The following is a 20,795-nucleotide window of genomic DNA, read 5'->3' on the forward strand; positions in this document are numbered from 1 at the left end:
GTAACTCAGATTTTAGTTTTTATTTTATAAAGAAAACCAATCATGAACTAATTTGTCTTCAACTGAACTTGCTTCTTTGTGCAAAAACTCATTTGTGTTTTTATCGTAATTATAACCCAAAGCCCAATTTTTATGATTTTCGGCCAAAGATTTAATGCTGTTACAAACGAATTCAATTTCGTCTGTAGTAGTCGTGGGATGAATAGACATTCTAATCCAACCCGGTTTTTTGATTAAATCGCCCAAAGTGATTTCGTCAATCAGTTTATTTGATGCTTCTTGATCCACATGCAGTAAAAAATGGCCATACGTTCCCGCACAACTGCAACCACCACGCGTTTGGATTCCGAATTTATCGTTTAATAATTTTACCCCCAAATTGAAGTGCAAATCTTCAATAAAAAAGGAAATAACCCCTAATCGATTGCGATGTTGTCCAGCAAGGATTTTAATATTTGGAATATTTTCCAGAGAATCAAAAACATAGTCTACAATTTCATGTTCTCGATTGAGAATGTTTTCAATCCCCATTTGTTCTTTCAGCTGAATGGCCAAAGCTGTTTTAATTACCTGAAGAAATCCTGGAGTTCCACCATCTTCCCTATCTTCGATATTATCAATATATTTGTGTTCACCCCAAGGATTTGTCCAGGAAACGGTTCCTCCGCCCGGACAGTCTGGCACCATATTGTGGTATAGTTTTTTATTGAAAACTAAAACACCTGAAGTTCCAGGGCCACCCAAAAATTTATGAGGAGAAAAGAAAATGGCATCCAAATAGGATTCTGAATCTTCGGGATGCATATCAATTTTCACGTAAGGTCCCGAACAGGCAAAATCAACAAAACAAACCCCATTGCTCTGATGCATCAACTTGGCAACCTGGTGATAAGGCGTCTTGATTCCCGTTACATTGGAACACGAAGTTATGGAAGCAATTTTATACGGTCTGTTTTTGTATTTCTCTAATAAAACAGCTAGGTTATCCAAACTAAAAAGTCCTTCTTCACAGGAAGGAATAACTTCTACATCGGCTATTGTTTCCAACCAGGAAGTTTGATTGGAATGGTGTTCCATGTGCGAAATAAAAACAATTGGCTTTTTTTCGGCAGGAATATCAAAATATTTGGTAAGATTTTCAGGAACTTTCAATCCCAAAATTCGCTGAAATTTATTCACAACTCCAGTCATACCGGTTCCATCTGTTATCAAAACATCTTCTGGACTTGCATTTACGTGCTTTTTAATAATATCTCGCGCATGATGATAGGATTTGGTCATGGCAGTCCCGGAAACGGTAGTTTCTGTATGAGTATTAGCAACAAACGGTCCGAATTCATTCATCAGTTTTTCTTCAATTGGGCGATACAAACGCCCGCTTGCTGTCCAATCAGTATAGGTGATTTTTTGAAGGCCAAATGGTGATTCAAAACTTTGATCTATTCCGATAATATCTTTTCTGAACTGCTGAAAATAGTTTTCTAATTTTGTTGTAACTTCTGTAACTGCCATTATATTTTAATTTGTCGCCAAATATATTGCTTTTTGACAAACTAACATATCCTGTTGATTTCGTTTTTGACAATATATCAATACAAAAACATGTCTATTGCTATTTTTTGCACTATTTGTAATGTGATTTTTATTAAAACTTTAAGCAACCGAGTTTTGCTTAGCTACATTTCTTCTCAATAAAACCTCGTTGAGTCTGCGACAAATTGTTTTTAAAATTTCAAAAAAAAGATTCTTATAATTTTCTTTATTATTTATAAAAAAATATATTTGCAATCGAAAATTCGGGATGTAGCGCAGCCTGGTAGCGTACTAGCATGGGGTGCTAGGGGTCGCTGGTTCGAATCCAGTCATCCCGACTAAATATAGAAAAACCCGTTTGTTTATTAAAACAAAACGGGTTTTCTTTTTTTCTATATTATAAATCCAAAAATAGACTTTGCTTACTTTTTAGCCCTGATGGAGCCGATATCCTCGAATCTCGTCTTTTGGGACGAGAGAAGAGATAAAGGCGAGAGCAGGAACTTTGTTTACTGATAAAGCCTATTCTTTCGCTCCTGAAAATTAAATTCCAGCTACTGCTTTTATTTCATCAATAATTCGAAGAGCCAAATCATCTGCCAATTGTTGTGTTGCTGCTTCGGTATAGATACGGATAATTGGTTCTGTATTTGATTTTCTTAAATGTACCCAGTTTTCGGCAAAATCGATTTTTACTCCATCAATTGTGGTAATATCCTCGTTTTTATATTTCTCAGTCATCGCTACGAGAATTGCATCAACATCGATTTGCGGTGTCAATTCAATTTTGTTTTTGCTCATATAATATTCCGGATAGGAAGCACGTAAAGCCGAAACTGACATTTTTTTGTTTGCCAAATGAGTTAGGAACAAAGCCACGCCCACCATACTGTCACGGCCATAATGAGACTCTGGATAAATGATTCCACCATTACCTTCTCCACCGATGATTGCATTGTTCTTTTTCATCAATTCCACCACGTTTACCTCGCCTACTGCGCTGGCTTCGTAGCTTCCGTTGTGTTTGTTTGTCACGTCACGCAAAGCACGGGAAGACGACATATTTGACACTGTATTTCCTGGAGTCTTGCTCAAAACATAATCGGCAACAGCTACTAAAGTATATTCTTCGCCAAACATTTCTCCGTCTTCACTAATGAAAGCCAAGCGATCCACGTCTGGGTCAACCACGATTCCAAAATGTGCTTTTTCTTTAACCACCAATTCTGAAATATCTGTCAAGTGCTCTTTTAAAGGCTCTGGATTGTGAGGAAAATGTCCGTTGGGTTCGCAGTATAATTTTACTACTTCAACGCCCATTAATTCTAATAATTTTGGAATAATAATTCCTCCTGACGAGTTCACGCCATCTACAACAACTTTGAATTTTGCGGCTTTTACAGCTTCAATATCTACCAAAGGCAAGTTCAAGACTTCGTCGATATGAATATCCATATAAGCGTCATTTACAGTGATTTGACCTAAACTGTCTACGTCTGCAAAATCAAAAGCTTCGGCTTCGGCAATTTCAAGAATTTTTTCGCCTGCAGCACCGCTTAAAAACTCACCTTTTTCATTAAGTAATTTTAAAGCATTCCATTGTTTTGGATTATGCGAAGCTGTCAAAATGATTCCGCCGTCAGCTTTTTCCAACGGTACGGCTACTTCGACAGTTGGCGTTGTAGATAATCCTAAATCGATCACATCAATTCCTAATCCGATAAGGGTGTTAATTACTAAATTGTGAATCATGGGCCCAGAAATGCGGGCATCACGACCTACAACAACTGTTAGGTTTTCTTTTTTTGAATACGTTTTAAGCCAAGTTCCATAGGCTGAAGCAAATTTTACGGCATCTACCGGAGTCAGATTATCCCCTACTTTTCCTCCTATCGTTCCTCGAATTCCGGATATTGATTTTATTAAAGTCATTGTGAATTATGATTTTTGATTAGCGATTTCTGATTGCAGATTTTTATTTTGCAATCTAATTTTTGGTTTTTTTTATTAGGGCAAATATAAAAAAGTTTATGTGTTTGTGAAGTGAATTACAAAAGGAATTGTATTTTGGTGTGCTATATCTTTTAACAAAGAGTTTTGTTTTTTGTATCTTTATAGACTGTAATTAGACCGCTAGCGTGAGACATCGTTTAAAAATCAAAAATCAGAAATCGCTAATCCTCAATCTAAAACCTCAATGAACTTTCTGGCTCACATTTATTTATCCGGAGAAAATGATTTGATAAAAATCGGAAATTTTATGGCTGATGGAATCAAAGGAAAACAGTTTGAAAATTATTCCTCAGAAATTCAAAAAGGGATTATTCTGCATCGCTTTATTGATAGTTATACCGATTCTCACTCTATTTTTAGAAAAAGCACCAAACGATTGCATGAAAAATATCATCATTATTCTGGTGTAATTATAGATGTGTTTTACGATCATTTTTTGGCAAAAAACTGGAGTAATTATTCTGATGAAACTTTAGTGGATTTTACCAATCGTTTTTATGAATCTTTGAAGGATAACTATGATTTTTTATCCGAAAGAGCCAAAGAGATAATGCCTTATATGATTGAACGAAATTGGCTTATTAGTTATCAAACCGTTGAAGGAATCAACAGAATTTTGACTCAAATGGATAGTCGGACAAAAAATGCATCAAATATGCGATTTGCATCCAATGAACTTTTGGAATATTATGATGATTTTGAATTAGAATTCTCAACTTTTTTTGAAGATATAAGAATTCAATCCAAACAAAAACTTGATTTTTTAAACAGTTAGATTTTTGACTTATCGATTCAAATTGACCATTTTACAATGAATTACAACTAATTTTAAATTATGAATTTCATAAACGCTCTAGAAAAAGCATTTGCAGAAAACAATAACTCTGAAAATGCTGATATTATGTCAAAATACATGAAAAACAAGTTTCTGTTTTTTGGAATAAAAACAGATCAAAGAAGACAAATTTTTAAAAATATTTGGGCAGATAATCAAAAAGAAGTAACTGACAATCCTAGAGAAATTGCTTTGATTTTATTTTCAAAAAAAGAAAGAGAATTTCATTATTGCGCCCTGGAAATTTTAATAAAAAAACTAAAGAAAAAATATTTAAAAGAAGATATTCAGTTAATAGAAAATCTCATAATTACCAATTCTTGGTGGGATAGTGTCGATGTTATAGCTAAATTCATTCTGGGAGAATATCTGTTGCAATTTTCTGCGGAAACCGATACTGTCATAAATCGTTTTTCAAACTCAGATAATATGTGGCTCAATCGAAGCGCCATTCTTTTTCAGTTGGGTTATAAAGAAAAAACAAACTTTGATTTGTTGAAATTAATCTGTGAAAAACATAAAACATCAACAGAGTTTTTTATTCAAAAAGCCATTGGTTGGTCGTTACGGGAATATACAAAAACAGATCCAGAAACAGTAAAAAGTTATGTATCAGTTGCCAATTTGAAGAATTTGAGCACGAAAGAAGCTTTGAAAAATCTATAAAAATTTTCAAACCAAATAGTATTATTTAAAACGGTTATGAAAGATATTTCTATTTGATGGAATTGTCTCTTTTTACATTAAAAAGAGTATTTTTGTGATAAACTAATTTAAGGAAATGTTTAAAAAGTTTTTATCCAAAATAGAGTTTCTTCTGGAATTATGTCAATCTCTTTTCTCTCCAAAACAATTTATCTTTTTATCGAGTGTTTTGGTTGGAATTTCTGTTGCAATTGCTGTAATCATATTAAAAACATTTGCTCACTGGGTTTTTAGATTTGCTACTTATTTAACGATTCGTATTGATATTTTCAATATTGGTCTTTTTAAAATAATGCTACCGGTTATAGGTATCGTGTTAACCGTATTTGTTGTAAAACGTTTTTTGGGAGGAACTATAGAAAAGGGAACTTCTCAAATTTTATATTTAGTTGCAAAAAAAGCTGGTATCATCCCGAGAAAACAGATGTATGCACAAATTATGACCAGCTCGCTTACTGTAGGTTTGGGAGGTTCCGCAGGTCTTGAAAGTCCTATTGTAGTTACAGGAGCTGCATTTGGTTCTAATTATGCACAAAGGTATAAATTGCATTATAAAGATAGAACATTACTAATTGGTTGCGGAGTTGCAGCTGGAATTGGAGCGGCCTTTAATGCGCCGATAGCAGGAGTTTTATTTGCTGTTGAAGTACTGTTGGTAGATGTAAGTATCTCGGCTTTTACGCCCATAATGATTGCTGCAGCTACAGGTGCAATAGTGTCGACAATAGCTTTGGATGAAACTATTTTATTAAATTTTACAACTAAGCAAACGTTTAATTTTCATAACACGCCCTATTATGTCTTATTGGGTGTTTTTACGGGATTTGTAGCTGTATTTTATGCGCGAAAATTTCAAAAAACAGAACATTTTTTCAGTCGTTTACGAACATCTGATTACAAAAAAGCTTTTTTTGGGGCATCAATTTTAGCTTTTTTAATATTTATTTTTCCAACACTTTTTGGAGAAGGCTATGAAAGCATCCGAACACTCTCTGGAAGTGATCCGGGGCAATTGATGGAAAATACTTTTTTTAAAGGATTAAGGAACAACAATTGGGCATTATTGGCTTTTGTTGGTTGTTCTTTACTACTCAAAGCTTTTGCGACCGGAATAACTTTAGGAAGTGGCGGTAACGGTGGAAATTTTGCCCCTTCACTTTTTTTGGGGTCTTATGTTGGTTTTTTCTTTTCAAAATTCCTTAATCTGATAGGTTTAACGAATTTACCGGTTGGTAATTTTACGCTGGTGGGAATGGCAGGTATTTTGAGCGGATTATTCCACGCGCCATTAACTGCAATTTTCTTAATTGCCGAGATTACTGGAGGTTACGGCTTAATGGTTCCGCTTATGATAGTGGCTTCCATTAGCTTTGCTATTTCCAAACGATTTGAAAAACATTCCTTGGATGTCAAAAATCTAGCGAAGAAAGGTCATGCTTTTACCAGTAACAAAGATTCGAATGTGCTTTCTACATTGGATACAAACTCGATTATTCAGACAGATTATTTGACGATTACACCTGATGAAAATCTTGAAAAATTAGTGGATTTAATTTCGCATTCCAATCAGGTTATTTTTCCTGTGGTTTCTCCTGATAATAGTCTTTTGGGGATAGTTCATTTTAATGATATTCGGGAAATTATTTTTAATTCGTATCGAGTTAAATATACTTTAGTCAAAGAAATAATGGTTCAGCCTGTAGCCATTGTTCATCCTTCGAACAGTATGGAAATTGTAATGGACAAATTTGAATCTTCTCAAAAAAGTTTCCTTCCCGTAATTAGTGATGATAAATATTATGGTTTTATTTCCAAAGCCGTTGCGCTCGATGCCTACAGAGCCAAACTGAAATCGATGATTATTGAGTAAAATATATTTCTTTTTTGGCACAATCTTCCATCCTCTTCTATCAAAAGTAGCAATCAAAATGGTAACTTTGCTTTTTTGCAAAAATTATGTTAGATACAGACAATACGATTGAAGTTCAGGGCGCACGCGTTCACAATCTAAAAAATATAGATATTTCTATTCCTCGCGAAAAACTGGTAGTTATTACAGGGCTTTCGGGTTCGGGCAAATCATCATTGGCATTTGATACTATTTATGCCGAGGGACAACGTCGATATGTAGAAACATTTTCGGCTTACGCGAGACAATTTCTTGGCGGATTGGAACGTCCGGAAGTCGATAAAATTGACGGACTCTCCCCTGTTATCGCAATCGAACAAAAAACGACCAGCAAAAGTCCTCGTTCTACAGTAGGCACCATTACAGAAATTTATGATTTTCTGCGATTGCTTTATGCTCGTGGTGCAGATGCCTACAGTTATAATACGGGCGAAAAAATGGTTTCCTACTCGGATGACCAAATCAAAGAACTAATTATTCAGGATTTCATTGGAAAGCGAATTAATATTCTTGCTCCGGTTATCAGAGCCAGAAAAGGACATTATGCCGAACTTTTTCAGCAAATTACCAAACAAGGATTCCTGAAGGTTCGTGTTAATAGCGATATTTTGGACTTGGTTTCGGGTATGAAATTAGATCGTTACAAGACTCATGATATTGAAATCGTTGTTGATAGAATGGTCATTGAGAACACTCCTGACAATGAAAAACGTTTATCCGAAAGTATCAATACGGCGATGCATCACGGAGAAAATGTATTGATGGTTCTTGATCAGGATACGAATGAAGTACGTTATTTTAGTAGAAATTTGATGTGTCCAAGTACCGGAATATCCTATCAAAATCCGGAACCCAATTTGTTTTCTTTCAACTCCCCAAAAGGAGCCTGTGATAGTTGCAACGGATTGGGAACGATAAATCAAATCAATCTAGATAAAATCATTCCGAATCCTAAATTATCAATAAAAAATGGTGGATTTGCGCCTTTGGGCGAATACAGATCATCGTGGATTTTTAAGCAGTTGGAAATTATTGGTGAGAAATTTGGCTTTAAAATAACCGACCCTATCGAAACTATTTCTGCAGAAGCAATGGAAATGATTTTGAATGGAGGAAAAGAAAAATTTGCAATTGAATCTAAAGTTTTAGGTGTTACCAAAGAATACAAAATCGACTTCGAGGGTATAGCTCATTTTATAAAAACCCAGCATGATGAAAGTGGCTCAACCACAATCAAGCGTTGGGCCAAGGAATTTATGGACGAAGTAAAATGTCCTACCTGCGAAGGTTCAAGATTAAAAAAAGAAGCAAATTATTTTAGAATAAATAAAAAAAGCATATCCGAGTTGTGTGATATGGATATTTCGGATTTGACAGCTTGGTTTTTGGATTTAGACCATCATTTATCTGATAAACAAAAAAGAATAGCGACTGAAGTTATCAAGGAAATCAAAGATCGTTTAGCTTTCCTAATGAATGTAGGTTTGGATTATTTGGCTTTGAGCCGAAGTTCCAAATCGCTTTCGGGTGGAGAAGCTCAACGCATTCGATTGGCGACACAAATCGGTTCGCAGCTAGTGGGTGTTTTATATATTTTGGACGAGCCGAGTATTGGTCTGCACCAAAGGGATAACGAAAAATTGATTCATTCTTTGGAGCAATTGCGGGATATAGGCAATTCGGTTATTGTGGTTGAACACGACAAAGACATGATTGAACGTGCCGATTATGTAATAGACATCGGTCCAAAAGCCGGTAAATATGGAGGCGAAATCATAAGTATTGGAACTCCGAAAGAAACTTTGGAATCCGATACGATTACTGCTCAATATTTGAATGGAAAAATGAAATTGGAAATTCCATCAACACGTCGTGAAGGAAATGGCAAATTCCTAAAACTAACCGGTGCTACAGGAAATAATCTGAAAAATGTTTCGATTGAATTACCTTTGGGTAAAATGTTGTGCGTTACAGGTGTTTCCGGCAGCGGTAAATCGACATTGATTAACGAGACCCTATACCCTATTTTGAACGCGCATTATTTTAATGGTGTTAAAATTCCGATGCCTTATAAAAAAATAGAAGGTTTGGAACATATCGATAAAGTGATTGATATCGATCAAAGTCCGATTGGAAGAACACCTCGTTCGAATCCTGCCACATACACCGAAGTTTTTACCGAAATAAGAAACTTGTTTACGATGACTTCTGAAAGTATGATTCGAGGATACAAAGCGGGACGTTTTAGTTTTAATGTAAAAGGTGGTCGATGCGAAACCTGCGAAGGCTCTGGAGTGCGCACGATCGAAATGAACTTTTTGCCTGATGTTTATGTAGAATGCGAAACCTGTCAGGGGAAGCGTTTTAACAGAGAAACGCTAGAAATTCGATATAAAGGAAAATCCATTTCGGATGTGTTGAATATGACGGTAGACGAAGCCGTTCCATTCTTTGAAAACATTCCAAAAATATACCGAAAAATAAAAACGATTCAGGATGTTGGTTTGGGTTACATCACGCTGGGACAACAAAGTACAACTCTTTCGGGAGGTGAAGCGCAACGTATTAAACTGGCGGGAGAATTGTCTAAAAAAGATACCGGAAACACTTTTTATATTCTTGATGAACCCACAACAGGTTTGCATTTTGAAGATATTCGGGTATTGATGGACGTGATTAACAAATTGGTAGACAAAGGGAATACCATTTTGATTATCGAACACAATATGGATGTTATCAAACTTGCCGATTATATCATCGATATTGGCCCTGAAGGTGGAAAAGGCGGCGGACAGCTTGTCGCCAAAGGAACTCCTGAAGAAATCGTGAAAAATAAAAAAAGCTATACAGCACAATTTTTGAAAAAAGAGTTATCTTAATTCCCCTCTCCTAGAGGGGTGCCCGTAGGGCGGGGTGTTTAGTCTGTTGATTAATTTTTTTTCGTGAATTTATTTCCAAAATAATATAATTAGGGAATTAGGAAAATGATTGATATAAATTAAAAAACCACCCCGCCCTATGGACACCCCTCCAGAGGTTGGGAAATGAGACCGGGTATCAGAATCAAAACATCTAAAAGAATCAGAAAAAATTTTAAAACGTGATTTAAGAGAAATTTTATAAAATATAAATAATTATTCATCACATTTTCAAAAAAGGTTCAGTTACTTTAATTCCCCTCTCCTAGAGGGATGCCCATAGGGCGGGGTGTTTTTTCTGTAAACTAAATCGTATTTTCAATAAGCAGTATTGTTATTTTTTTTGTAAATTTATTCTTAAAAATAAATACATGAAAAGTAATAATGATATAACTGCATACATAAATAACTTCCCCGTTTATAGAAATTTTGTCGAAAACCTACCTTATAATATAAAACTAAAATCAAGAGCCAGAGCTTTGCGTAAGGCAGGAGTATTATCAGAAGTTATTTTTTGGTTACAGGTTCATAAAGGGATGTTTTGGAAAATAGATTTTGACAGACAAAGAATCATAGGTAATTATATAGTTGACTTTTATATAAAATCTTTAGGATTGATAATCGAAATTGACGGAGCTAGCCATAATGACAAAGAGGAATACGACAGCAAAAGAGAAAATTATTTTATTTCCTTAGGCTTGAAAATTTTCAAAATTTCAGATTTGAGAGTAAAGCACGATTTGAATAATGTAATGATGGAATTGGAGAAATATATTATTGAGGAGTTTGGGTGAAATCATTTGAACAGACTAAAAAACCACCCCGCCCTATGGGCACCCCTCCAGAGGAGGGGAAATGAAACTGGAGAGTTTTTGTAAAAAAAATGGAAAAATAAAAAAAGCTATACAGCACAATTTTTGAAAAAAGAGTTATCTTAGTAAAACATCTTATTAAAGATTGAGTTTAAACTGAAAACAGATGCCCTAGCCCCGATAGAAGTGGAAATCCTTTTTATTTTTTCTTTAAAAATAAAAAGATTGTAGCGTATAGCGGGAAAAAGCTTCAAAAAATAATAAAAAATGAGATTAGAAGATTTTGACAACGACGAAGAAAGAGTAATCCAAGATAAATTTAAACGCAAAACTTGGAATGAAATAAAAACTAATGACAGTTGGGCGATTTTTAAAATCATGTCCGAATTTGTAAATGGATATGATACTATGAGCCGAATTGGGCCTTGCGTAACTATTTTTGGTTCGGCGAGGCTGAAGCCAGATAATAAATATTATATGTTGGCTGAAAAAATTGCGTACAAAATAAGTAAAGCCGGTTATGGCGTGATTACAGGCGGTGGCCCCGGAATCATGGAAGCCGGTAACAAAGGGGCACATTTGGGAGGAGGTCCTTCGGTGGGGTTGAACATTGAGCTACCTTTTGAGCAACACTTTAACCCTTATATTGACAACGATAAAAACCTGAATTTTGATTATTTCTTTGTTCGAAAAGTAATGTTTGTTAAATATTCACAAGGTTTTGTTGTGATGCCAGGTGGATTTGGAACAATGGATGAATTGTTTGAGGCGATTACCCTGATTCAGACCAAAAAAATTGGCAAATTCCCAATAATATTAGTCGGAACTGCATTTTGGTCCGGTTTGATTGAATGGATTAAAACTGTGTTGGTAGAAAGGGAACACACTATAAGTCCGGACGATTTGAATTTATTTAAAGTTGTAGACACAGAGGATGAAGTAGTTGAAGTCCTTGATAAATTCTATAAAAAGTACGATTTAAGTCCAAACTTTTAATAAAAAAAAGCCGTCTCATCCCACAAGAATAGACGGCTTTTTTCATTTAACGTTTATAGTTGCATTTTGACCAATTAATACTGTACTTTTCTTAATTTTTTGTAAATTGTATTAGAATACTATTTTTAGAAACCTAATAATTTCCCCAAATTGAGAACTCACAGTAAAATTATTTTTTTTCTGATATTGTTGTTTTTCAACAAACAATATGCACAGCATCATTCCAAGATGACTGCGACTGTGGATATGGGTGCAAAATACCTATCTGTAGATCAGGAAATTACTTTTTACAACCAAACCGGGGATATTTTAACCTCTATTGTGCTTAATGACTGGAATAATGCTTTCTCGGATCGTAACAGTCCTTTAGGAAAACGTTTTTCAGACGAATTTTATACTAAATTCCATATGGCGCAACCTCATGAGCGCGGAGGAACTATCAATTTATATATCGAGGATCAGGATAAAAATGTTTTTACATGGGAAAGAACTACTAAAAATCCCGATTATATTAAAGTTTTACTCAATCGGGTGTTGCTTCCTGGACAAAAGCTAAAGTTACATCTTACTTATATTTCTAAGATTCCAAGCGAAAAATTTACCAAATATGGCTATTTTGAGGGAAGATATGGAATGCATTTAAAAAACTGGTTTCTTACTCCTGCCCGCTATGAAAATCATCAATTTATAAAATACAGTAATGAAAACCTTGACGATAGTGCCAATGGAATTTCGGATTTTGAAATTGGTTTGAAAATCCCGAATCAGAATGCAATAACAACCGATTTGGTTGTTGATGATTTAATACAAACTGAAAAAGGAACAACAGTCAAACTTTCGGGTAAAAACAGAACTGATTTTGATCTTATTATAGAAAAAGAATCAAGTTACAGAAGCTACAAAATTGGCGATTTGGAAATTATGTCTAATATTGGCTCCAGTAGGTTTGAAGACTCATTGAAGACTACAATTATTAATCGCGTGGCTGATTTTGCCAATACCCAAATAGGACGATATCCTTATGATAAAATTATTATTTCGCAGGAAGATTACGAGAAAAATCCATTTTATGGACTGAACCAATTGCCAAAATTCATGCGCCCGTTTCATTCTGATTTTATTTTTGAAATAAAATTTTTGAAAACGTATTTGAATAATTTTCTCAAAAATAGTTTGACTTTGGATTCTAGAAAAGACAATTGGATTTATGATGGCATCCAAGTGTTTACGATGATGAATTATATTGACAAATACCATCCAGAGAGTAAAATGATGGGATCGGCCTCTAAATCTTTTTTGCTAAAGGGATTCAAAATGGCTCAAACCGACTTTAATGAGCAATACAGTTATTATTATATGCTTATGGCGCGCAAAAATCTGGATCAGTCGCTAAATGCTCCCAAAAATTCATTGATAAAATATAATGTACAAATTGCCAACAAATACAAAGCTGGGCTAAGCCTGAAATATTTGGATGATTATTTGGGCAATGATTTGGTTTCGTCTGGAATTCAACAATTCTATAAACTGAATAATGAGAGCCAAACTGAGAGAGGAGATTTTGAATCGATATTAAAAACCAAAGCTTCAAAAGACATTGATTGGTTTTTTAAATATATTATCGATAGCCGGGAACCTATTGATTATAAATTTGGAGATTTTTCCAAAACAAAAGACAGTCTTACTTTTATCGTAAAAAACAAAGGAGTACCGTTGGTTCCTATCCCTGTGTATGGAATCAAAGACAAGCAAATCATTTTTAAAAAATGGCTTGAAACCAATGAAATAGACACTACGCTTACTTTTGACAGAAAAAATGTTGACAAACTGGTATTAAATTATAACAATGAAGTGCCAGAATTCAATTTAAGAAACAATTGGAAATCACTGAATTCTTTTTCATTGAATCGCCCATTGAAACTCACTTTTTTTGAGGATTTAGAAGATCCTCATCGTTCCCAGTTATTTTATGTCCCAACATTATTTTACAATAAATATGACGGATTTGCACCCGGAATCAGCTTTTACAATTATAGTTTTTTTGACAAACCGTTTATGTTTACCTTGAATCCGATGTACTCTATCAATACAAAATCTATAATCGGAAGTTATGCATTGGTTGTCAATAGATATTTAAGAGAAAGAAGATTGTACAATATGCGCTATTCTTTGAATGGTTCCTATTATCATTATGCCTCGGATGCGGCTTATTTTAAATTATATCCAAGTTTATCGCTTTTCTTTCGTGAACCAAGTTATAGAGACAATCGAAAACAAGCAATTTTTGTCAAATACAATATTATTTTCAAGCAACCATCTGCTACCGTAATTGACAGTACCGATAATTATTCTATTTTGAACCTTAAATATTCCAATATAAAAACGGAAGTTACAAGCCACGTAAAATTCTTAACGGATGTTCAGTTTTCGGGCTATTTTGGAAAAGTATCTGCAGAAATGGAATATCGTAAATTATTCAACGATAATCGCTATTTTAACGCCAGGGTGTTTTTGGGAACATTTTTATACAATACAAATAATACTCAAAATTATAATTTTGGGGTTTCAAGAGTCAACGATTATTTGTTTGATTATGCGGTTTATGCACGCTCTGATACCGAAGGAATTTTGAGTCAGCAGTATTTCTTTGCGCAAGGAGGATTCAAATCATTTGTAAATCCACCGCAATCCAATCAATGGCTGGCTACAACCAATTTGAGCTACAGTTTATTGTGGAATTGGGTAGATGCTTATGCCGATTTTGGTTTGGTAAAAAATAAAGCAATGCATAACACCTTTATATATGATAGCGGAATAAGACTCAATTTGGTTCAGGATTATTTTGAATTATTCTTTCCCGTATATTCTTCAAATGGATTTGAAATTACCCAAAAAAATTACAACGAAAAAATAAGATTTATTTTTGTTTTCAACCCAAAATCGTTAATTAATCTTTTTACCCGAAAATGGTTTTAATTCAAAATAAAAACTTTAATTTATTGAATTATAGTTTGTTTTTTTAAGTTAAAATTATATATAAATCAAAAATATATTTATTTTAATGAAAATTATTCCGTAAAAAAATACATAATTACATAATTACATAACGATATATATATAGTTTTTGATTAGCTTTGCACCGTGAAAGCTATACTTTTAAATTATGATAAAGGAGAAAGTCGATACTGGTTTAACATTTGAAGATTTTAAAACCGAAGTCTTAAATGATTACAGAATTGCCGTAATAAGCCGAGAATGCAGTTTATTGGGTCGTAAAGAGGTATTAACTGGGAAAGCCAAATTCGGTATTTTTGGAGATGGCAAAGAAGTCCCACAACTTGCTATGGCCAAATGCTTTAGAAACGGAGATTTCCGTTCTGGCTATTATCGGGACCAAACCTTTATGATGGCTATAGGCGAATTGACTATTGAACAATTTTTTGCCGGTTTATATGGTCATACCGATATTGAACAGGAGCCAATGTCTGCAGGAAGACAAATGGGAGGGCATTTTGTCACCCATAGTCTAAACGAAGACGGATCTTGGAAAAACTTAACACAACAAAAAAATTCAAGTGCCGATATTTCTCCAACAGCCGGGCAAATGCCCAGACTACTTGGATTAGCACAAGCTTCTAAAATATACCGAAACGTACCAGGAATTCCCAATGCAGAACAATTTTCTATTGATGGAAATGAAATAGCTTGGGGAACTATAGGAAATGCGAGTACATCTGAAGGTTTGTTTTTTGAGACCATCAATGCTGCCGGAGTATTACAAGTTCCGATGGTTATGAGTATTTGGGATGATGAATATGGAATTTCGGTTCATGCAAAACATCAAACAACTAAAGAATGTATTTCTGAAATTCTAAAAGGATATCAAAAAGATGAAAATTCGAATGGCTTTGAAATACTTAAAGTAAAAGGATGGGATTATGTAGATTTGATTGCTACTTATGAAAAAGCGTCCGAAATAGCCCGAGAAAAACATGTTCCGGTTCTCATTCATGTAGAACAACTTACGCAGCCACAAGGACATTCAAGTTCCGGTTCGCATGAGCGATATAAAAATGCAGCCCGATTGGCGTGGGAAAAAGATTTTGATTGTATTCGCCAAATGAAACTTTGGATGATTGCCATCAATATTGCATCTCCAGAAGAAATTGAAGCGATAGATTTAGAAGCAAAAAAAGAAGTTTTTGAAGGAAAAAAAACCGCATGGAATTCTTTTATAGGTGAAATTGTTGAAGAACAAAATCAGGTAATTTCTATTTTAGAAAGAATAGCAACCACTAGTCCAAAAAAAGACGAAATTCTGAAAAATGTTACGACATTAAAAAACATCAAATCGCCTTTGAAAAAGGAAATAATGATAATCGCCCGAAAAACGTTGCGACTAATCGTTAATGAGGAAGACAAGATCGAATTATCCAATTGGATTACTGATTATATAAAGAGAACACAAGTAAAATTCAGTAGTCATTTGCACTCTGAATCTAATAAAAATGTGTTTTCTATTAAAGAAGTTTCTCCCGAGTATCCAAATCATGCCACAGCAGATACTGACGGCAGAATGATCCTTAGAGATAACTTTGATGCCCTTTTCTCCAAATATCCAGAAGCTCTTATTTTTGGTGAAGATGCCGGAAATATTGGTGACGTAAACCAGGGACTCGAAGGAATGCAGGAGAAATACGGCGAATTGCGTGTTGCTGATACCGGAATTCGTGAAGCAACCATTATTGGTCAGGGAATCGGGATGGCTTTGAGAGGATTGCGTCCAATTGCAGAAATTCAGTATCTGGATTACCTTTTATACGCCATTCAGATAATGAGTGATGATTTGGCAACATTACAATATAGAACAGTCGGACGACAAAAAGCACCGTTAATTATTCGTACCCGCGGACATCGTCTGGAAGGCATTTGGCATTCTGGTTCTCCGATGGGAATGATAATCAATGCAGTTCGCGGAATTCATGTTTTGGTTCCAAGAAATATGACAAAAGCAGCAGGTTTTTACAACACCTTATTAGAAAGTGACGAACCTGCACTAGTTATTGAATGTTTGAACGGTTACCGATTAAAAGAAAAAGCTCCTTTGAATTACGGTGAATTCAAAACGCAAATCGGGGTTGTAGAAACATTAAGAAATGGAAAAGATATTACACTTATTTCATACGGATCTACCTTGAGATTGGTAGAACAGGCTACCAAAGAATTATTTGAAATTGGTATCGATTGTGAAATAATTGACATTCAGTCATTACTGCCTTTTGATATAAATCATGATATTGCAAAAAGTATTGCCAAAACCAACCGATTATTAATAATTGACGAAGATGTTCCCGGTGGTGCTTCAGCATTTATTTTACAACAAATTATTGAGCAGCAAAAAGCTTATAATTACTTGGATAGTCAACCACAAACACTTACTGCGCAAGCACACAGACCTGCTTATGGAACAGACGGTGATTATTTTTCAAAACCCTCTACCGAAGATATTTTCGAGAAAGTTTATGAAATGATGAATGAAGTAAATCCTTCAAAATATCCGAGTTTGTATTAAAATTAAAAAACAATATTCAAATCCCATTCGCTTCTGCAAATGGGTTTTTTTTATCTTTAGCAAAAAACAAATCAGAACTATTTTTTAATGAAATCTTTAGAAACTTTATTTTTAGATTTAAATGAGATAAAAGTAATTGACAGCTCAATCCCCTATTCAGATTACTTTCCGTTGGATTTATCGGTTTCAAATCAGGAATTAAGTCAACTTAACATCTCCGATTCTTCGCAATTTAAAATCTACCTCAAAAACTATTTGTTCAAAAATAAAGCCTGTGTTGCCTATGGTGGTTATTGCGAAATACGTAGTTTGTACAAAAGAAGTACCGTTTTTAATAATTTAAACACCGAAGAACGAAATATTCATATAGGTTTGGATTTATGGATCGATGCAGGAACTTCTGTTTTGGCGGCTTTCGATGGAAAAGTTCATAGCTTTCAATACAATAATAATTTGGGAGATTATGGCCCAACCATAATTTTGGAACACAAACTAGAAGAAAATGTTTTTTATACTTTGTATGGACATTTGTCTTTAGAAAGTATTGCTTGTATCAAAATTGGTGATTTTTTTGAAAAAGGACAGCAGCTGGCAACTCTTGGAAATTCAAACGTGAATGGCGATTATGCTCCTCATTTGCATTTTCAAATCATCAAAAATATCGGTGATTCTTTTGGAGATTATCCGGGTGTTTGCAGTAAAACCAATTTGAAGTATTACTTGGAGAATTGCCCTAATCCTAACTTACTATTGAAAATTTACTAAGAACTCATTTTAAACTGGCGTTCTTTTTTGTCTTTGAATTTAAAACTTCTAATGATTTTTCATTAATTCACCACACAGCACTCCTAGCCTATTATTTGAACAAAATATTTTCATTGAAATGATAAAATAATTAAATCAACAGTTGATATACTTGAGTTTTTTGCATCAATTTTTATCGACAAAAGCCTGTTTTCAGAAGAAAAATGGACATATTAATCATTTTAACACAAAAAAACGTCTATTTTAAACTGACAATAAATTTTCTCGATAACGTAATAGCTTTTAAAAATAATCATCAAAATAATCTATTACTTGTACAAAAGTCTCTAGTTGTTACAATACCTTAATATTTATTTAAAAATCAATATTGATGTTTAATCAATTCGTAAAATCGTTAATTTTACTATTGTAAATCAGATTGTTATAATCACATAAAAATTAACTACAAACATTTATCAAAATGAAAAGTACGAGTGAAACATTATATTTTAAAACAGGAAATTGGAACAATGCAATTGATGTTTATGATTTTGTAATACAAAATGTTACCCCCTATGAAGGAGATTCCAAATTTTTAGCAGGACCATCTGAGAGAACAAAAACACTTTGGAATATTTGTAAAGAAAATTTACTTGAAGAAAGAAAAAACAATGGTTGTTTAGCAATTGACACCAATGTAATTTCAAATTTGACTTCATTTGGACCAGGATACATTAATAAAGAAAATGAAACAATTGTAGGTCTTCAGACAGACCAACTTCTAAAAAGAGCGATGAAGCCTTTTGGAGGAATTAAATTGGTTCAATCTGCTTTGGCAGAAAGAGGATTGAAAGTTTCTGATGAAGTTGTTAAAATCTTTAATTATGCAAAAGATCACAACCAAGCTGTATTCAGTGCTTACGATAGCGAAATTAGAGCTTTCCGTTCAAAACACTTATTGACAGGTTTGCCTGACAATTATGCAAGAGGAAGAATCATTGGTGATTTCAGAAGAATTGCTCTTTATGGAGTAGATCGTTTGATTGAAGCAAAAAAAGCTGATTTTGCTGCTGTTGGAGCTGAAATGACAGACCACAAAGTGCGTCTTAGAGAAGAAATCACTTCTCAAATAAGTGCATTGGAGGATATGAAATTAATGGCTCATACTTATGGTATTGATATTTCTGTTCCTGCAATCAACGCTCATGAAGCAGTTCAATTTACTTACTTAGCTTATTTAAGTGCTGTAAAAGAGCAAGATGGTGCTGCTATGTCACTTGGTAATGTATCTTCTTTCTTAGATATTTATATCGAAAATGATTTAAAAGCAGGTGTTATTACTGAAGAAGAAGCTCAGGAATTCATTGACCAATTTGTAATGAAACTACGTTTGGTACGTCACTTGCGTCCTGGTAGTTATGATGAAATTTTTGGTGGAGACCCAACTTGGGTAACTGAAGCTATCGGAGGACAATTCAATGACGGAAGAACTAAAGTAACTAGAACTTCATTCCGTTTCTTGCAGACACTTTATAACTTAGGAGCTTCTCCAGAACCAAACTTGACTATTCTTTGGTCTAAAAAATTACCACAAGGATTTAAAGATTTCTGTGCACAAGTATCTATTGACACTTCATCTCTTCAATATGAAAATGATGATTTGATGCGTCCAAACAGAGGTTCTGATGATTACGGAATTGCTTGTTGTGTATCGTACCAAAAAATTGGTAAAAGAATTCAACATTTTGGAGCTCGTGCCAACTTGCCAAAAGCCTTACTGATGGCTTTGAATGGAGGTCGTGAAGAAGATAAAGGATCAGTAGTTATTAAAAATATTCCTCAAATGAAAGATGGAGTATTGGACTACGATTCTGTAATGGAAATTTTCAAAACAACTTTGGCCGAAGTAGCAAGAGTTTATGCTAAATCAATGTACATTATTCATTATATGCATGACAAATACTATTATGAAAGAGCTCAAATGGCTTTGATTGATAGTGATCCAGGTATTGATATTGCTTATGGTGCTGCTGGTATTTCAATTATTGCTGATTCATTATCTGCAATTAAATATGCTAAAGTAACTCCGGTAAGAAACGATATTGGGTTAACTGTAGATTTCAATATCGAAGGTGATTTCCCTAAATATGGTAATGACGATGACAGAGTTGACAGCATTGCTCAGGAAATAACAAAAATCTTTATTGCCGAATTAAGAAAACACAGAGCCTACAAAGATGCTACTCCAACATTATCTCTATTGACTATTACTTCAAATGTGATGTATGGAACAAATACTGGTTCTACTCCTGACGGACGTAAAGCCGGTGAAGCTTTTGCTCCGGGTGCAAACCCAATGCACGGTAGAGATGTAAATGGTGCTATTGCTTCATTGAACTCTGTAAGTAAATTAAGTTATGAAGATGCTCAGGATGGTATTTCTAATACTTTCAGTATGGTACCAAAATCTTTAGGATCTGACAAAGAAGAGCAAATCACGAATTTAGTTGGTATCATGGATGGTTATTTCGAAAGAAATGCACACCACTTAAACGTTAATGTTTTGGATAAAGAGACTTTAATGGATGCTTACGAACACCCAGAGAATTATCCTCAATTGACTATCAGAGTTTCTGGATATGCAGTAAACTTTGTTAGATTGTCCAAAGCGCATCAATTGGAAGTTATTACAAGAACTTTCCATGAAACAATGTAAATTTGGAATAAAATATAAATTTTAAATTGAATTAATAACCTG

Annotated in this window: 12 protein-coding genes and 1 tRNA gene; 11 read left to right on the plus strand and 2 right to left on the minus strand. The window is 34.2% G+C overall.

Translation table 11 applies throughout. From position 1 onward, the window contains the following. Positions 1-24: 24 nt before the first annotated feature. Positions 25-1,512, minus strand: coding sequence for an aminotransferase class V-fold PLP-dependent enzyme (locus EM308_RS12390; RefSeq protein WP_035640728.1), 1,488 nt, complete (start codon positions 1,510-1,512; stop codon positions 25-27). A 285-nt stretch (positions 1,513-1,797) separates the two neighbouring features. Here EM308_RS12390 and EM308_RS12395 point away from each other — a divergent pair. Next, positions 1,798-1,871 (plus strand) — tRNA-Pro (locus EM308_RS12395). 205 nt (positions 1,872-2,076) lie between these two features. Here the strand turns inward: EM308_RS12395 and glmM are convergent. Further along, positions 2,077-3,465 carry a phosphoglucosamine mutase gene (gene glmM, locus EM308_RS12400; protein ID WP_035641297.1) on the minus strand — a complete coding sequence of 463 codons (1,389 nt, stop codon included), beginning with the start codon at positions 3,463-3,465 and terminating at the stop codon, positions 2,077-2,079. A 265-nt stretch (positions 3,466-3,730) separates the two neighbouring features. On the opposite strand from glmM, the gene EM308_RS12405 reads away from it, so the two are divergent. The 10 genes from EM308_RS12405 (at position 3,731) to pflB (ending at position 20,753) form a co-directional block, all read left to right on the plus strand. After that, entirely contained in the window at positions 3,731-4,321 is a 591-nt protein-coding gene (locus EM308_RS12405; protein ID WP_035641499.1) for an acyl carrier protein phosphodiesterase, read from the plus strand. 60 nt (positions 4,322-4,381) lie between these two features. Further along, on the plus strand, positions 4,382-5,047 hold the full coding sequence (locus EM308_RS12410) for a DNA alkylation repair protein (RefSeq protein ID WP_035639441.1): 666 nt from the start codon (positions 4,382-4,384) through the stop codon (positions 5,045-5,047). Positions 5,048-5,162: 115 nt separating this feature from the next. Then, positions 5,163-6,956 carry a chloride channel protein gene (locus EM308_RS12415; RefSeq protein ID WP_035639443.1) on the plus strand — a complete coding sequence of 598 codons (1,794 nt, stop codon included), beginning with the start codon at positions 5,163-5,165 and terminating at the stop codon, positions 6,954-6,956. An 86-nt stretch (positions 6,957-7,042) separates the two neighbouring features. After that, a complete protein-coding gene (gene uvrA, locus EM308_RS12420; RefSeq protein ID WP_035639445.1) occupies positions 7,043-9,874 on the plus strand; it encodes an excinuclease ABC subunit UvrA in 2,832 nt (943 codons plus the stop codon). 410 nt (positions 9,875-10,284) lie between these two features. Further along, positions 10,285-10,707 carry an endonuclease domain-containing protein gene (locus tag EM308_RS12425; protein WP_081907383.1) on the plus strand — a complete coding sequence of 141 codons (423 nt, stop codon included), beginning with the start codon at positions 10,285-10,287 and terminating at the stop codon, positions 10,705-10,707. A 285-nt stretch (positions 10,708-10,992) separates the two neighbouring features. Further along, a complete protein-coding gene (locus tag EM308_RS12430; RefSeq protein ID WP_035639447.1) occupies positions 10,993-11,721 on the plus strand; it encodes an LOG family protein in 729 nt (242 codons plus the stop codon). A gap of 150 nt (positions 11,722-11,871) precedes the next feature. Further along, positions 11,872-14,697: a gluzincin family metallopeptidase gene (locus EM308_RS12435; RefSeq protein WP_316930231.1), complete on the plus strand. Its 2,826-nt coding sequence runs from the start codon at positions 11,872-11,874 to the stop codon at positions 14,695-14,697. A 187-nt stretch (positions 14,698-14,884) separates the two neighbouring features. Beyond that, complete coding sequence (locus EM308_RS12440; RefSeq protein WP_035641284.1) at positions 14,885-17,293, plus strand: alpha-ketoacid dehydrogenase subunit alpha/beta; 2,409 nt, start codon at positions 14,885-14,887, stop codon at positions 17,291-17,293. Positions 17,294-17,380: 87 nt separating this feature from the next. After that, positions 17,381-18,058 carry a peptidoglycan DD-metalloendopeptidase family protein gene (locus tag EM308_RS12445; protein WP_035641283.1) on the plus strand — a complete coding sequence of 226 codons (678 nt, stop codon included), beginning with the start codon at positions 17,381-17,383 and terminating at the stop codon, positions 18,056-18,058. A 460-nt stretch (positions 18,059-18,518) separates the two neighbouring features. Continuing rightward, positions 18,519-20,753 carry a formate C-acetyltransferase gene (gene pflB, locus EM308_RS12450; RefSeq protein WP_035641280.1) on the plus strand — a complete coding sequence of 745 codons (2,235 nt, stop codon included), beginning with the start codon at positions 18,519-18,521 and terminating at the stop codon, positions 20,751-20,753. The last annotated feature ends 42 nt before the right edge of the window (positions 20,754-20,795 follow it).

It is taken from the genome of Flavobacterium gilvum (assembly GCF_001761465.1).
GTDB lineage: Bacteria > Bacteroidota > Bacteroidia > Flavobacteriales > Flavobacteriaceae > Flavobacterium > Flavobacterium gilvum.

Coding starts and splice junctions, on each gene's coding strand:
- EM308_RS12390 (WP_035640728.1), bottom strand. CDS start 1,512: ATGGCAGTTACAGAAGTTACAACAAAATTAGAAAACTATTTTCAGCAG.
- glmM (WP_035641297.1), bottom strand. CDS start 3,465: ATGACTTTAATAAAATCAATATCCGGAATTCGAGGAACGATAGGAGGA.
- EM308_RS12405 (WP_035641499.1), top strand. CDS start 3,731: ATGAACTTTCTGGCTCACATTTATTTATCCGGAGAAAATGATTTGATA.
- EM308_RS12410 (WP_035639441.1), top strand. CDS start 4,382: ATGAATTTCATAAACGCTCTAGAAAAAGCATTTGCAGAAAACAATAAC.
- EM308_RS12415 (WP_035639443.1), top strand. CDS start 5,163: ATGTTTAAAAAGTTTTTATCCAAAATAGAGTTTCTTCTGGAATTATGT.
- uvrA (WP_035639445.1), top strand. CDS start 7,043: ATGTTAGATACAGACAATACGATTGAAGTTCAGGGCGCACGCGTTCAC.
- EM308_RS12425 (WP_081907383.1), top strand. CDS start 10,285: ATGAAAAGTAATAATGATATAACTGCATACATAAATAACTTCCCCGTT.
- EM308_RS12430 (WP_035639447.1), top strand. CDS start 10,993: ATGAGATTAGAAGATTTTGACAACGACGAAGAAAGAGTAATCCAAGAT.
- EM308_RS12440 (WP_035641284.1), top strand. CDS start 14,885: ATGATAAAGGAGAAAGTCGATACTGGTTTAACATTTGAAGATTTTAAA.
- EM308_RS12445 (WP_035641283.1), top strand. CDS start 17,381: ATGAAATCTTTAGAAACTTTATTTTTAGATTTAAATGAGATAAAAGTA.
- pflB (WP_035641280.1), top strand. CDS start 18,519: ATGAAAAGTACGAGTGAAACATTATATTTTAAAACAGGAAATTGGAAC.